The organism is Paenibacillus sp. FSL H8-0548, from assembly GCF_038630985.1.
Taxonomy (GTDB): Bacteria; Bacillota; Bacilli; order Paenibacillales; family Paenibacillaceae; genus Pristimantibacillus.
This window is the reverse complement of sequence record NZ_CP152049.1, coordinates 6,470,272-6,485,072: the sequence shown is the minus strand read 5'-3', so window position 1 is coordinate 6,485,072 and position 14,801 is coordinate 6,470,272. Positions and strand designations below refer to the sequence as shown.

Genomic DNA, 14,801 nt, shown 5'->3' with positions numbered 1-14,801 from the left:
CTCTATTGAAAGGCAGTCGTTGGAAGTTTTTAAAAGGGTAAACAGATCCGCGCCTTCATGACTTGGAGGTGTGGATCTGTTGTTGTTGACAGTTAGTTACACTTAATCTAGAATATGAACATGAATGAAAGTGAGCACTTGCATTAAAGGGAGAAGAGATTCATGAGCGCTAATCCACCTACAGGCGAAAAAATATTGCTGGCAGCCATCAGCCTCATGGCCGAAAAAGGATATGACAGTACAACTACCAAAGAAATCGCATTAGCCGCCGGAGTGAACGAAGTCACTATATTTCGGCATTTTGGAACGAAAGAAAAGCTGCTAGAGGCCGCTTTCAAGCGGTTTCACTACGGGAATGAGATGACAAAGCTTTTTAACGAGGGTCTGAAAGGGAATTTGCATGAGGATCTTCTTACACTCAGCCGTACGTACCATAACATCATGAATAGGAACAGAAAACTAATTTCAATCTCACTCAAAGGAAGCAGTATTCTTCCTGATTCCGTTCTTCAAGAGGCTTCCAACAACCCTAAGCATTTGAAAAACCTGCTCACGGAGTATTTAACGACCATGTCATCACAAGGCAAAGTTGTTACTTCAAATCCAGAAATCCAAGCATTATCGTTTATGTGGATGAATTTTGGAGCTTTTATCAGTAGTCTAAATACGAAAGAAGCGGTTTCGGAAGAGACGCTGAACGAATTTATTGAAGAAAGTGTACGTTTATTTGCTAAGGCGCTTAGTCCCTAATTATATTTAGGTTGCTCTTTGAACAGCTCCAATCGGGGCTTTTCTTTAACAACATATGAAAGTATGTACTTGCATTCATTTTAAAAGTGAAAGGTGAGATGCTAAATGATTAGTTCGTCTTTTCCCTACGAAAAGAAGCGTCAACGGGTGTTTGATCTAGAGATGGCCTACGTGGAGGTGGGAAGTGGCGATCCGATTGTATTCCTGCACGGCAACCCTACTTCCTCGTATCTCTGGCGGAATATTCTTCCTTATACTCAAAATCTCGGTCGCTGCATTGTTCCTGATCTCATTGGCATGGGGGACTCCGAGAAACTTCCGAGTAGTGGACCGGGATCCTATACCTTTGTCGAGAATCGTCGCTATCTCGATGCCCTTTTGGATCGACTTGGCGTTCGCGAGCGAGTTACCTTTGTTGTGCACGATTGGGGGTCGGCCCTAGGATTTGATTGGGCGTATCGCCATCAGGAGGCCGTGAAAGGAATTGCCTATATGGAGGGAATCATAAAACCTCGCAGCTGGAGCGAGATCCCTGAAGCGGGACGGAAAATCTTCCAGGCATTGCGATCCCAGGAAGGTGAGCAGATGGTATTAGAACAAAACTCTTTCATTGAGACTAACCTTCCAATCGGTATTATGCGTAAGCTGACGGAGGAAGAGATGGCAGAATATCGTCGGCCATTCTCGCAGCCCGGCGAAGGACGCCGTCCTACACTAACCTGGCCGCGACAACTGCCATTTGATGGTGAGCCGAAAGATGTGACTGACATTGTCACCACTTACGGAGCGTGGTTGGCACAGAGCTCGATTCCCAAACTATTCGTCAACTGTGATCCAGGCACGATGCCGTCTACTCTTGTAGACTTCTGCCGTACCTGGCCAGTGCAAACCGAGATCACCGTTCGTGGACGCCATTATCCCCAGGAAGACTCGCCTGATGAGATTGGCATCGCCCTTGCTGACTGGTTGAAGGATCTGACCTAATAACGGCTGCCTTCATGTCTAGGCGTCTCAAATCTGGGAGCAATGCCTCGGCGTCTGCTCCCGGTTTATTCGTTTACAAATGTGCTTCCAGCAATGTTTTTACCGCGTGCAAGCCAGATCTTGAAGTTTGGATTTTTGTCGGGAAGAACTTTCGCTTCCGTAGAAAAGTATCTCATTGTATAACCGCATCGACGATACGGACTTGTATTTGGTGCGGCGCCGTGAACAATACGTGAGTCATGCAGCGAGCATTCACCTGGTTCAAGCTCGAAGTACACGGATTTGGATTCGTCGATATTTTTAATCTGGCTACTAAAAATATTGCTGTCCTCGCTCACTGTTTCATACTCCGAAAAACCGTTTTTGTGGGTCCCCGGGATTACTCGCATACATCCGTTTTCTTTATTGCTTCGGTCAATCGCAAGCCAAACCGTAACGATTTTATCAAATCTGTCCAATCTGCCGTTCCAATAAGCTGAATCTTCATGCCATGGCGTTTGCTTGCCTACAAAAGGTTCCTTAGCTATGAAGTGGCTTGACCACAAACCAATGTTTGGACCGATTAACGGCTCTACTAAGTCAAGCACTTTATCGTTAAGCAGGAATTTCAGAAGCCTCTCGTCGCGAAAATGCGGCGTATCGAGTTCACTGTTCAGTTTCTTGCCTATCGCTAACCATTGTTCTTCGAAAATACTCGATAATTCCTGCATTTGTTCAGGATCAAATAATTGTTTCTGGTGCAGCAGATAACCATTTTCCTCATAATGTTTTACTTCTTCTTGTATAAGTTTAGCCATTAAAATCATATCCCTTCTGACATTGTCAGTAATGTTTAACATGGATTTATCATAGCAATTCAACAGTCATAAGGACTACGCTTAGCATTGGGAAAAGTATGCATATTTTCGGATGCTATGATAAAGTATCTATCAAACAGGAAAGGAGTAATTCTCTTGAATGCGAATTTAACTCCAGAACGATTGATGAATGAGAATTATTTGACACTCTCATCACCGTTTCGAATATTTCAGCATACGATTACCCGTGATATTGATACACATTGGCATGAGTTTTTCGAAATTGCGTTCGTCGTTTCCGGTACGGGCATGCATTTGTTAAATGGCGAGCAGATGTCTTTACGGCGAGGCATGATGTTTCTGCTTACTCCAGCTGATTTTCATAAAATTATCCCGGATCCCGATGAAACGATCTGTTTATATGATCTTATTTTTGAAGAGCGGTTTATTAGGTATGAAGTGCTCCAAATGATCTTTCGCTCAGAAACGCAGTATATGCATATTTTTCCTGATGAGCTTTCAAGCCAAATCGATCGGGAGTGTAATAGAATTTGGGAGGAATCAGTTCAGACGGACTTCGGAGCAGAAATAGTCATTCAAGGTGCATTAGAGAGAATGATCATTGAACTTATCCGCGCGTGCAGCAAACGCTCAAGTGCAGGAGACATATTACGCAACGACTCCATGCAAATGCATCCATCTATTCAAAGGGCGCTTGTTTATATGCACCATCACTTCAGAGAACAGCTAACTTTGCATGAAGTAGCAGCTCATGCAGGTCTTTCCGATAATTATTTTAGTGAATGCTTTCATCAGCAAACTGGAGTATCATATCAGATTTATCTGCAGAAGCTTAGACTGCAATTAGCCAGCTCACTTCTTCGTTCTACCCACCTAACGGTAACTGAGATTTGCCATGCATCCGGATTTAACACAGTGCCTCACTTTGAACGGGCATTCAAGCAACGATATGCTTGTACACCAAGTGCATATCGAAGAGATATTTCGCACCTTTATAAAGTGGAATAGCTCGGTTAACTAGCGAGGACTTTAATTCTTAGATAACGAAAAGACGACATTTACCCCCGAAAAGTGGGGATAAAGGTCGTCTTTTTATTCGTCTATCTTTAAGCGTCCCGAAAAACCACAAGTTCTTCAGCGGCTTCTGATTAGAGCACTATTTCTTGCCGTACCGACTACCTATCATCCATCAATAAAACCAACGTTTTGCATAAATCGCTTCAGAATCGTCGCCGCCTGTGCTCGAGTGGCCAATTCGGCTGGTGCAAACTGGGTCGGATCGAGCCCGTTCATAATGCCGGATGCGACCATCTCGTCCACTGCTTCAAGTGCCCACGGTGATATCTTCTGCATATCCGTAAACGTCTGTAGCTGAGCATCCTCTGCTCCGTCTGGTGTCACTTGCAAGGTACGGACAAGTATCTGCGCTCTTGCGATCATAACCGCCATCTGTTCACGGGTAATCGGCTCATGAGGCGCAAATTTGGTTGCGCTTATTCCATTTACCAGTCCCGCCTTCGACGCTGCTTCTACCGCTAATGCGTACCATGCATCTGATGCAACATCCGCGAAACCTCGATAAGCCTGATCTTTCTCCAATGACATGCCTAGTGACCGTACAAGCAGAGAAGCAAATTCTGCCCGCGTAATGCGTACGTCCGGTGCAAATTGATCCTTCGATACACCGTTAACGATCAGATTGGACGCGAGCAGCTCCACATCTTGCTGCGACCAATGTCCTTGCAAATCGGCAAATGAACGCTTCGTCGTGCTGACCATGCTATAGATTCTGTTGTTCGGCGCTTGCATCTCGACTTCCACTTGCCCGTCCTCGCGCATGATTCGTTTGTTCGGAACCGGTACTACGCTCCCTGTCGCAGGATCGAAATACACGGCGAGGACATGACCCGGCTCGGTATCCGCATTGTGAATGATCGCTCGCACGAGGTACGTTCCACCCATATCTCGAATCGATTTGATTTGACCGTTCGCTTCGATATGAACTTGAAAGTCTATCGGAGTGCCGACAACATGGAATCCGGTAACAACTCCCACTTGCTTCAACTGCTTCACGATATCGTCGTTTACTTGTTTCATAGTGGTTACAATTTTCAAATCCGCTACTGCTACACCCATAAGTTTGGCTAAGCTTGCTAGATCAAACCCACTTGCTTGCAGCTCCATTCGAGCCTGTTTTCCCATAACTTGCAACATTGCTCCAGGCGCTGCTTTCAAAATGAGTTCCATCGCTCCACCGGATAGCTCCACCTGTATATCGCTTGCTGTGTCCACACGAATGATAAGTTGTGAATGCGCTGCACGTGCAAGCAAATTCGCCGCTTCCGTTATCGCGATGTCTGGAATCCGAACTTTCTGAACAGTTGTTCCGTCTGGAGTTACATGGGTAACAAGCATCGATGCGTCGATGTGCAGAATCACGCCAAGCAATGAATCTTCTTCAATGCGATACGTCGGCTTCACACTCGGCGTCGTATCATTAAACGTCACCGCCAACGTTTGCGTAGCCCCTCCGCTGAACGTGAACGTCAAGCTTGTCGTACCCGCCGGCTGTGCGGCGAGGTAGGAGGCAGCGATTGTTACTGTAGTGCCGTTGACTGTGTAGTCGATTCCTGGCGTCAATAGTGTTCCGCTATTTGAGATATTGACTAGCGAGTCGCTATGAAGTGTCAGCTCTGTTGATACATCGACATGACTTAGGGAGTGGGCATAGCGATCAAATCTGGCTGTCGTCGGCGTCAGGCTCGGTGTGGAATCATCCACCGCGACCGCTAATAGTTGAGTTGCTCCTCCGCTGAACGTGAACGTCAAGCTTGTCGTGCCGACCGATTGCTCGGCAAGGTAGGATCTCGTGATCGTTACCGTGCTGCCAATTGATGTGTAGTCCATTCCGATTGTCAACGGAACTCCATCGTTCGTCAGGCTAACCAGCGTGTCATTGTGAAGCGTCATCGCCGTCGTTATATCCAAATGACCTAATGATCCCGTATAGCGGTCATAGCTCGCTGTCATCATTGAAATGCTCGGCGTTGTATCACTCACCGCCACCGCCAATGTTTGCGTAGCTCCTCCGCTGAACGCCAACGTTATATTTGTTGTACCCGTCGGCTGTGTGGCGAGGTAGGAGGTAGCGATCGTTACCGTGCTGCCACTGACCGTGTAGTCGATTTCTGCCGTCAACGGTTCTCCATTGTTCGAGATGCCGACCAGCGTATCGCTATTTAGCATCAGCTCCGTCGCTATATCCACATGACCCAATGATCCCGAATATTTGTCAAAGCTCGCTGCTGTCGGGCTGATGCTCGGCGTCGAATCACTCACCGTCAACGCAAGCGTCGTCGTAGCTCCACCACTAAATGTGAGCGTCAACGTTGTCGTACCGGAGGGCTGTGCGGCGAGGTACGCTTTCTGAATCGTAACGGTGTTTCCACTGACCGTATAATTGGATCCCGCTGCAAGTGTAGCTGCGCCGTTCTGGATGCTGGTCAATGTATGACCATTCAGCGTCATCGTCGTTGTCACATCAGCATAGCCAGAGGCTCCCGTATATTTGTCAAAGCTCGCTGTTGTCGGGCTGATGCTCGGCGTCGAATCACTCACCGCCACCTCAAGCGTCTTTGTCGCCCCGCCACTAAACGTGAGAGTCAACATTGTTGTACCGTTCGACTGTGTGGCGAGGTACGATTTCTGAATCGTAACGGTGTTACCACTGACCATATAATTGGATCCCGCTGCAAGTGTAGCTGCGCCGTTCTGGATGCTCGTTAACGTATGACCATTCAATGTCATCGTCGTTGTCACATCGGCATAGCCAGAAGCTCCCGTATATTTGTCAAAGCTCGCAGTCATCGGTGTAATGCTCGGCGTCGAATCACTCACCGTCACCGCAAGCGTCGTCGTAGCTCCACCACTAAATGTGAGCGTTAACGTTGTCGTACCGGTCAATTGTTCGGCAAGGTACGCCTTCTGAATCGTAACGCTATTACCGCTGACCGTATAATTTGATCCCGCTGCAAGTGTAGCTGCGCCGTTCTGGATGCTCGTCAACGTATCGCCATTCAACGTCATCGTCGTTGTCACATCGGCATAGCCAGAGGCTCCCGTATATTTGTCAAAGCTCGCAGTCATCGGTGTAATGCTCGGCGTCGAATCACTCACCGTCACCGCAAGCGTCTTCGTAGCTCCACCACTAAATGTGAGCGTTAACGTTGTCGTGCCGGTCAATTGTTCGGCAAGGTACGCCTTCTGAATCGTAACGCTATTACCGCTGACCGAATAATTTGATCCCGCTGCAAGTGTAGCTGCGCCGTTCTGGATGCTCGTTAACGTATAGCCATTCAATGTCATCGTCGTTGTCACATCGGCATAGCCAGAGGCTCCTGTATATTTGTCAAAGCTCGCTGTTGTAGGGGAGATGCTCGGCGTCGAATCACTCACTGACACCGCAAGCGTCTTCGTCGCTCCACCACTAAACGAGAGAGTCAACGTTGTCGTACCGGTCGACTGTGCAGCGAGGTACGATTTCCCAATGGTAACGTTGTTACCACTAACCGTATAATTCGATCCCGCTGTCAGTGTCGCTGCACCGTTCTGGATGCTTGTCAACGTATTTCCTTTTAATGTCATTGTGGTCGTCACATCGAGATAGCCTGTCGCTCCGGCATATTTGTCAAAGCTCGCTGTTGCCGGACTAATTTCACTGTTTATATTCGTTACCGTAAAAACGCTGACCTTTTCGTTCCCAGCCGAATCCTTGGCATAAACGGTATAGGCTCCGCCATTCGACACTTGAAAGCTTCCACCCGAGACATTCGTTCCTCCTGCTCCTGCAAAAGCAGAAACGTTCTGAGTCCCCGCCAGCCATTTTGTACTCACAATGGAATTGCCGCTCCCGTTCGCCTGTACGGCTACAGCCAGTGTGATTGGACCTGCGGTATTAGCAGTCGTAGATGGTGTAATCTGGATATCGGGCATCGCTGGCATCGAGACGGTATGCGTTTGATCCCCTGTAGCCTTTGCCATATAGATGTCATTCCCCGAATAAGTGGCTGTTAAAGAATGGCTTCCTACCGCAAGGTTCGATACGTTCAGTTGCGCTTCTCCGCTACCACTTAGGGAAGCGCTGCCTAGCACCGTAGCGCCATCTTTAAACACAATAGTCCCCGTAGGCGTAGAATAAGCCCCTGTAATCGTCGCTTTCAACGTGACCTGCTGAAGAAACGTGGATGAATTCGGCGTTCTCGTTAACGTAATCGAAGGCTGTAAATAAAACCGAGTGGGGGTTGTCTGCAAGCCCGTCAAGCCAAGCCCCAAAGATTGCTGTGCTCCCCAAGCCCACACCCGACCACTCGTATCGATTGCATAGGATGTGCCTTGATAGCCATAGATCGATTGAAATTGAACCGGACTCCCGTCATAACTCACAGGCAGCTTATGCGGCACGTACTGATTGTTCGTTGTCCCGTCGCCTAATTGCCCGCTGTTGTTATGCCCCCACGTCCATATCGTATTGCTCGTATCGATTGCGAGCACGTACTTGTTTCCCGCATGTACTTGCTTAAACTTAACCGGAGATCCGTTATCGGACACGGAGATACGGGTCGGTAGGGGTACAATAGCCCCCGTATGGTCACCGTTACCGAGCTCCCCTTTGTATTCAAGAATATATGTCCCCCAAGTCCATAAATCTCCACCCTCATCGATAGCGACTGCAAAATTTCCAGCTATTCCATCCGTATCCCCATTTGAAATGGTTTTAAATCGAACGTTGCTACCACTCTCCATCACCGACAGAGAGGATGGTTCCGCTAGCGATTGATAATCATAAAACTTCCATATTTGTTTATTTTCATCGAGCGCGAATCCGGTCACCTCAATCATGCTAATATCTTCGAACCTAATCCGCGTCGCACCGTTCATATCGATCCGTTTCGTAGGAACAGGTATGTTCCCATACTCACCTCCCCATTCCCATATATAGCCGTTACTATCTAAAGCCCCGAGTGCTCGGCGTGCTGCATCCACTTTTGTGAAAGTAACAGCGGTCCCGTTCTCCTGAATATCCAGTTTCGTCCATACCAACAGCTCGGTTGTATCTTTGCTGATTCCTAATTGACCATATGCATTACTCCCAGTTACCCATATATGCCCGGAAACGTCCAGCGCATACGAATTATAGTATTGGGTCTCTAGTTGTTCAAACTGCACCTCGGATCCGTTTTCAAGCACCGAAATGCGCCTTGGCAAATTGTTTTCGGAGGTTGATCCGTCTCCATATTTGCCCCGATTTGTACCCCAAGCCCATATATGACCCGCTTGATCCAAAGCCAATGCCCCCTGATTATACGAGACAACCTCGGTAAATAAGATCGGACTCGCAGCGTCCACCTGGCTTGGCTGCACCAACGGGCCAAGCAGCATAACGACGATCAAACATACAGAAAGCCATTTTTTCATTATCATCATCCCCTACCTCATGTGAATTCATTTCGCAGTACACTAAATAAACAGACTTAGCAACTATAACAAAGCCCTCTGAAAGAATAATGAAAGACTTGCTGTTGAACCGCCATTGGCAGGCACTGCAAGGGCTTAATCGAGAAGTATAGAATGAATCGAGAGGGAATAAATGTACGTTTTTCTATATCACGTTAAAAATCGAATATATACGCACTCCTGCCAAGTCCATATAATTTGAAGTGTACCACCATTGTCTAAGAAAAGGGGTTATTTATGAGTCGTTATGCGAAGGTCATAAGGTTATTAACGCTTTCGATTGCAATTGGACTGCTGCCGATATTAGCCGCCTGTACGAACAGTAACAATCAAAATTCGGCGAGTCCGACGAGCACAGCCAACAGTCCGTCTGCAACAGAACCAGCTAAAGCGGAAGAGAGGGCGGAGCTGTGGAATCAGAAGTTTGACCCTCCGGTCACGATTACGACTGCAATCGTAGACGATGGTACTTCGAGGGGCAATGCGTTTAAGCCTGGCGAGTCCATGGAAGACAACATGAACCTCAGCTGGATGAAGGACAATATAGGAATCAACGTGAAATTCGATTTTATCGTAACGAAACCGGAGGATTACGATACGAAGCTTCGCCTTCTGCTCTCCAGCGGAGGCAAGCTGCCGGATGCATTTGCCGCCGGGAACGATCCGCTGCAAAATTTGCTCGCAGCCGATAAACTGATGCCTTTGGACGAAGCTATCGAGAAATACGCACATCCTGAGTATAAGAAGATGCTGGAGAAGTATGATTACGCACTGGGCGAGGTCAAGAAAGACGGTAAGATTTATGGTTTGCCAGCCTTCTTCATGGGTGATGAAGGCACCGTGATGTGGATTCGCAAAGACTGGCTTGAAAACCTAGGCCTTCAACCGCCCCAAACGTTGGATGAATTTGAAAACGTTCTCAAGCAATTCACGGAGAACGATCCCGATCAAAATGGCAAGAAGGATACGATCGGATTGGCCGTGCCGCTTAAAGAAGGGCCTTGGACTTGGATGGGCCAGACCGACGCGATTGTCGCCGCCCTAACTGATCAAATGATCAATACGTATGACGTGCGCTTGTTCTGGAACAAGGGTGCAGACGGCAAGCTGAGCTATGGCGCGATTCATCCGGACGCCAAGCTGTATTTGGAAAAGATGAGAGATTGGATGAGCAATGGCTACATGGATAAAGAGGCCGGAATCAAGGATCCGTCCAAAGCCTCCGAATTAGCAGCAAGCGGCAAGGCCGGCATCATGTTCGGACCGTTCTGGATGGGCGATTGGCCGCTCGGTGACGCGACCAAGAACAATCCAGATGCTGATTTCCAGCCATATCCGCTTCCAGCGGGACCTAACGGCTTGGTGGGCCGCGCGGAGAAGCCTCTGACCCAAGGATTCACGGTTTTCAACAAAGACTTCAAACATATCGATGCCTGGTTCGCGTACTTTAACAAAATATTCGCGAAAAAATTGGAGCTGGAAGGCGATCCATACTTCGATCCGCGCTGGAAAGATGGTTACCATGAAGGGTACGATTACGTCAAATTCAACGGTAAAGTTATCAAGGGCAACTACGAAGAGACAGGAGTACCGGCGGACCAATGGCCGCTGAAAGACGGCGGCACGATGGACATCAGATTCATGATGACGAATATTCTTGGCAACTTTACGAGCATTCCACATTCCAACATTGCAGCGGTCAAGAAGTTTTTGGCCGATCCTAACGCCGAGCCCGTAACGTCTATGGAGTTTGACGTCAAGCAAATGAAGAAGAGACAACTTGACGCTGCAGGCGTTCGGATTAACCAAACCGTCGCCGAAGGTAAAAACTATTATACCGGCCCGATGACACCGACGATGAAGTCAAAAGGCGAATTGCTGAAGAAACTCGCTACGGAAAGCTATCTTAAAATCATCTACGGCGAAAAACCGGTTGAACACTTCGATGAATTCATCAAACAATGGCTAAATAACGGCGGCCAGAAGATTACGGACGAAGTCAACGAATGGTATGCAAAAAACCAGTAATGATCGTTGACCGCATTTGAAGAAATAAAAAATTGAAGACGGAGGAGAGGGCAGCCTTGGCTCGCTCGCTCCTTCTCTATTTTCCGAAGATAAGAAGGTGCGTAATGGTAGCGTATTTGCGAAAAACATGGCCGTTTCATATTCTCTTGCTGCCGGCCTTAGTATTGTGCATCGTGTTTCAATATGTTCCTTTGTTCGGGGCCGTCATTGCCTTCCAGGACTATGAGCCATGGCTTGGGATTAAAGGTTCACCTTGGGTAGGCTTTGAGCATTTCCGGTACCTGTTCACCTATCCGGACGGCAAGCAGATTATATGGAATACATTAATTATTTCCGCGTTCAAATTGATCATGAATTTATTCATTCCGATCGTTTTCGCTTTGCTGCTCAATGAAGTCCGCAAGACATTATTTAAGAGAGCCGTGCAGACGTTTGTCTATTTGCCGCATTTTTTGTCGTGGGTCATCTTGGGTGGCATTTTGATCGATATTCTGTCGACGGAGGGCGGAATCGTCAATCGTCTTCTGAATGTGTTCGGCATCCAGAGTATCTTTTTCTTAGGTGACGGCAATTGGTTTCGGTTTACGGTCATTTTGAGCGACGTTTGGAAAGAATTTGGATTTTCTACGATTATTTTCCTAGCTACGCTGGTGGGCATCAATCCGGCTTTGTATGAAGCTGCCGAAATCGACGGGGCATCACGTTGGCAGCAAGTCAAATTGATTTCGGTTCCTCTTATTATGCCGATCGTCATCGTCGTCGCCACGTTGTCGCTAGGTCGGATTTTGGATGCTGGATTCGATCAAATTTTGAATCTTTACAATCCTCTCGTCTATTCGCATGGAGATATCATCGATACGTTCGTCTACCGGGAAGGGTTGAACAACGGACAGTTCAGCTTCGGAACGGCGGTCGGACTATTCAAATCGGCGATCGGCTTCGTTTTGATTATAATCAGTTACGTAATGGCTTCCAAATTTGCTAATTACCGAATCTTTTAAGGAGGACGACCATGCGCTATCGCTCTAGAGGGTACACCGTATTCACGATCTCGAACACGATCTTTCTTAGCCTGCTGTCGCTTATTTGTGTTCTCCCTCTCCTTCACGTGTTTGCGTTGTCATTCAGCTCGCGGGCTGCAGCAACAGCGAATATCGTCAATTTCTGGCCGGTCGGATTTACGACGGATGCCTATGTGAAGACGCTCGGCAACGAAATGTTCATCCAATCTTTGTGGACCGGCTTAGAGCGGACCGTATTAGGCACAGTGCTGTCGATGGCCGTCATTACGATGGCAGCCTATAGTTTATCGAAAACAACCCACAAATTTCCTGGGCGTCAAATTTACATTTGGATTTTTGTATTCACGATGCTGTTCTCGGGAGGGCTGATCCCTTCTTATGTATTGGTAAGCAAGCTGCACTTGATCGATACCATATGGGCGCTGGTGCTGCCCTCGGCCGTCAGCGTATGGAATATGATATTGATGCTCAATTTTTTTCGGACAATTCCGCAGGAGTTGGAAGAGGCCGCCTATATTGATGGAGCCGGCCATCTGAGAGTGCTATGGAGTATTTATTTACCCGTATCGATGCCATCCATTGCGACGTTGTCTTTATTTACGATGGTTTTTCATTGGAATTCATGGTTTGACGGCATGATCTATATGTCCAATCCGAATGGGTATCCACTTGCTACTTATTTGCATTCGATGATTGTTAGTGACAATTTGTCAAGGATCGGTGTAACATTGGAAAGTATAGAAAATTTTTCAAACCGAACCATCAAATCAGCGCAAATTTTTATCGGGGCGTTGCCAATTTTACTCGTGTACCCTTTTTTGCAAAAGTATTTCGTGAAAGGAATCGTACTGGGCTCGGTAAAGTCCTAAAGGGGTTTTAACCAAGGATAAGAATATGATCGAATCGGGTGAGCGCCATGTTTAAATTCAGACGGGGAACGGTCGGCAAAATGAATATTTTCACAAAAGTCATAATCGTGATCGTCCTGATGCTTATCCCGATTATATTCATGTACGATTCATCAAATAAGACCAGCACCGGTGTTGTTGAACAAGAGCTGCTTCAGATCAACCTGAATCGGATCCGATTTTTCGTGGAGCAGATGGACGTCGAGGCGGACCGGCTATGGAGAGCCGCCTTCGTTGTTGCAGCCGACCCGGATACGCAGCAATTGCAGCTTCAGTCTGCCACTGAAGCTTCTTATTCCATATTGGCTTCGAAGCGGCTTTTGCTGCAGAAGCTGGATATGCAGTCAACCTCTTTCGAATGGACAAATGATTTCACCGTATATTCCCCCCTTTCCGATGTCGTCGTTTCTACGAATTTAAAGCAAAATTACGATGCGGATTACTTCAAGGATGCGATCCAGCAAAGTTGGGATTATCGTGTTATCGTGGCGGACCGAGGACCTGAGAAAGCATTCGTCCGAAATTTGATTACACCCTACCAGTCACTTGCGAAACGGGGAGATCCGAATTTGTATGTCGAGGTTACTTTCACATCGGAAAGTCTTGTGAAAATGCTCGAAAGGTTCATGCAAGGCAGTGTTGGACAGCCGTTCCTCTATCATCCGGGCTATGTACCGATCATACCGCGGGATCTCGACCCCGAGTTGACGGGCGCCATGGCAGAGCAATTCGATATTATCAAAGCAAAGAACCCGACCGAAGGGTCTGCCAAGATCACCTTCCATAATGAACCGTATCTTGTTAATTACGTACCTTCAGCCTCGCTGGATGGATGGTATATGGTCGATTTCCAGCCAATGAAAAAGGTGCTTGCCCCCATTGATCACAGCAAGCGGATGTTTTATGCCTCGGGGCTGCTGCTGCTGCTGATGGGCATTGCTTCTGCGGCCTTGCTGTACCGCAATGTACAGAAACCGATCAACGATCTGATCCGGGCGGTGAAGTCGCTCAGGCGGGGGGCATATGATCATCGGATCAAGCTCGGGCCCCATAACGAGTTCCATTATTTGATCGAGCAGTTTAACTTAATGTCAGAGGATATTCAGACGCTTATTGATAAGGTGTACGCTGAACAGCTTCATGCCAAGGAATCTTCGCTCAAGCACCTGCAAGCGCAGATCAATCCTCATTTTTTGTACAATAACTTCGCCTATATTCAAAGCATGGCGCAGCTGGATCGAACGAAAGTGATTGTCGCTTTCACGCAGCATCTGAGCCAGTACTATCGTTACACGACCCGAACGGAGCAACAATTAACTTCATTGGCCGAAGAAATGGAATTGATTCGCAATTACTTGGAAATCCATCGGATGCAGTCCGAGCGCCTGCATTTTCATGAACATATCGAAGAAACCATGATGTCTATTCTTATGCCGCGGCTGCTGCTCCAGCCGCTTGTCGAGAATGCGATCGTACATGGTATGGAAGGCAAGATAGGGAAATTCGAAATCGTCATAACCGGCAACAGGACCGAGGAGGGCTGGCAGCTCATCGTAGAAGACAACGGAGTCGGAATGCAGCAAGCTGATTTGGAATCTTTAAGACACACCTTGTCTTTGCAGGCAAGCGCGGATCGCAGTCTTGGGCTGCGAAACGTTCATCAGCGCTTAAGGCATTACTTTGGGCAGTCCTCGGGACTTCTGATTGAACATTCAAATTTAGGCGGGCTTCGAGTGGCATTGATGATGATTAAGGATGATTAAGGACGGAGGCGATTC

General features: G+C 47.5%; 9 protein-coding genes. 7 read left to right on the top strand and 2 right to left on the bottom strand.

What is annotated here, in order from left to right:
* The first annotated feature begins 162 nt into the window (after positions 1 to 162).
* Complete coding sequence (locus tag MHI37_RS27415; RefSeq protein ID WP_083676225.1) at positions 163 to 750, top strand: TetR/AcrR family transcriptional regulator; 588 nt, start codon at positions 163 to 165, stop codon at positions 748 to 750.
* A 105-nt stretch (positions 751 to 855) separates the two neighbouring features.
* Positions 856 to 1,734 carry a haloalkane dehalogenase gene (locus MHI37_RS27410; protein ID WP_076336668.1) on the top strand — a complete coding sequence of 293 codons (879 nt, stop codon included), beginning with the start codon at positions 856 to 858 and terminating at the stop codon, positions 1,732 to 1,734.
* Positions 1,735 to 1,799: 65 nt separating this feature from the next.
* On the opposite strand, the gene MHI37_RS27405 is transcribed toward MHI37_RS27410, so the two are convergent.
* Positions 1,800 to 2,531 (bottom strand): phytanoyl-CoA dioxygenase family protein, encoded by a 732-nt coding sequence (locus MHI37_RS27405; protein ID WP_076336667.1) that lies wholly within the window; start codon positions 2,529 to 2,531, stop codon positions 1,800 to 1,802.
* 156 nt (positions 2,532 to 2,687) lie between these two features.
* Here MHI37_RS27405 and MHI37_RS27400 point away from each other — a divergent pair, with 156 nt between their 5' ends.
* Positions 2,688 to 3,560 carry an AraC family transcriptional regulator gene (locus MHI37_RS27400; RefSeq protein ID WP_179090203.1) on the top strand — a complete coding sequence of 291 codons (873 nt, stop codon included), beginning with the start codon at positions 2,688 to 2,690 and terminating at the stop codon, positions 3,558 to 3,560.
* Positions 3,561 to 3,734: 174 nt separating this feature from the next.
* Here MHI37_RS27400 and MHI37_RS27395 read toward each other — a convergent pair whose 3' ends face one another.
* Entirely contained in the window at positions 3,735 to 9,026 is a 5,292-nt protein-coding gene (locus tag MHI37_RS27395; RefSeq protein WP_342556519.1) for a X2-like carbohydrate binding domain-containing protein, read from the bottom strand.
* Between the two features lie 276 nt (positions 9,027 to 9,302).
* Between MHI37_RS27395 and MHI37_RS27390 the strand changes: the two genes are divergently transcribed.
* The 4 genes from MHI37_RS27390 to MHI37_RS27375 all read left to right on the top strand — a co-directional run bounded on the left by MHI37_RS27390 (position 9,303) and on the right by MHI37_RS27375 (position 14,786).
* Positions 9,303 to 11,093: an extracellular solute-binding protein gene (locus MHI37_RS27390; protein ID WP_076337527.1), complete on the top strand. Its 1,791-nt coding sequence runs from the start codon at positions 9,303 to 9,305 to the stop codon at positions 11,091 to 11,093.
* 104 nt (positions 11,094 to 11,197) lie between these two features.
* Entirely contained in the window at positions 11,198 to 12,094 is an 897-nt protein-coding gene (locus tag MHI37_RS27385) for an ABC transporter permease subunit (RefSeq protein WP_076337528.1), read from the top strand.
* A gap of 11 nt (positions 12,095 to 12,105) precedes the next feature.
* On the top strand, positions 12,106 to 12,984 hold the full coding sequence (locus MHI37_RS27380) for a carbohydrate ABC transporter permease (RefSeq protein WP_076337529.1): 879 nt from the start codon (positions 12,106 to 12,108) through the stop codon (positions 12,982 to 12,984).
* Between the two features lie 47 nt (positions 12,985 to 13,031).
* A complete protein-coding gene (locus MHI37_RS27375) occupies positions 13,032 to 14,786 on the top strand; it encodes a sensor histidine kinase (protein ID WP_076337530.1) in 1,755 nt (584 codons plus the stop codon).
* The last annotated feature ends 15 nt before the right edge of the window (positions 14,787 to 14,801 follow it).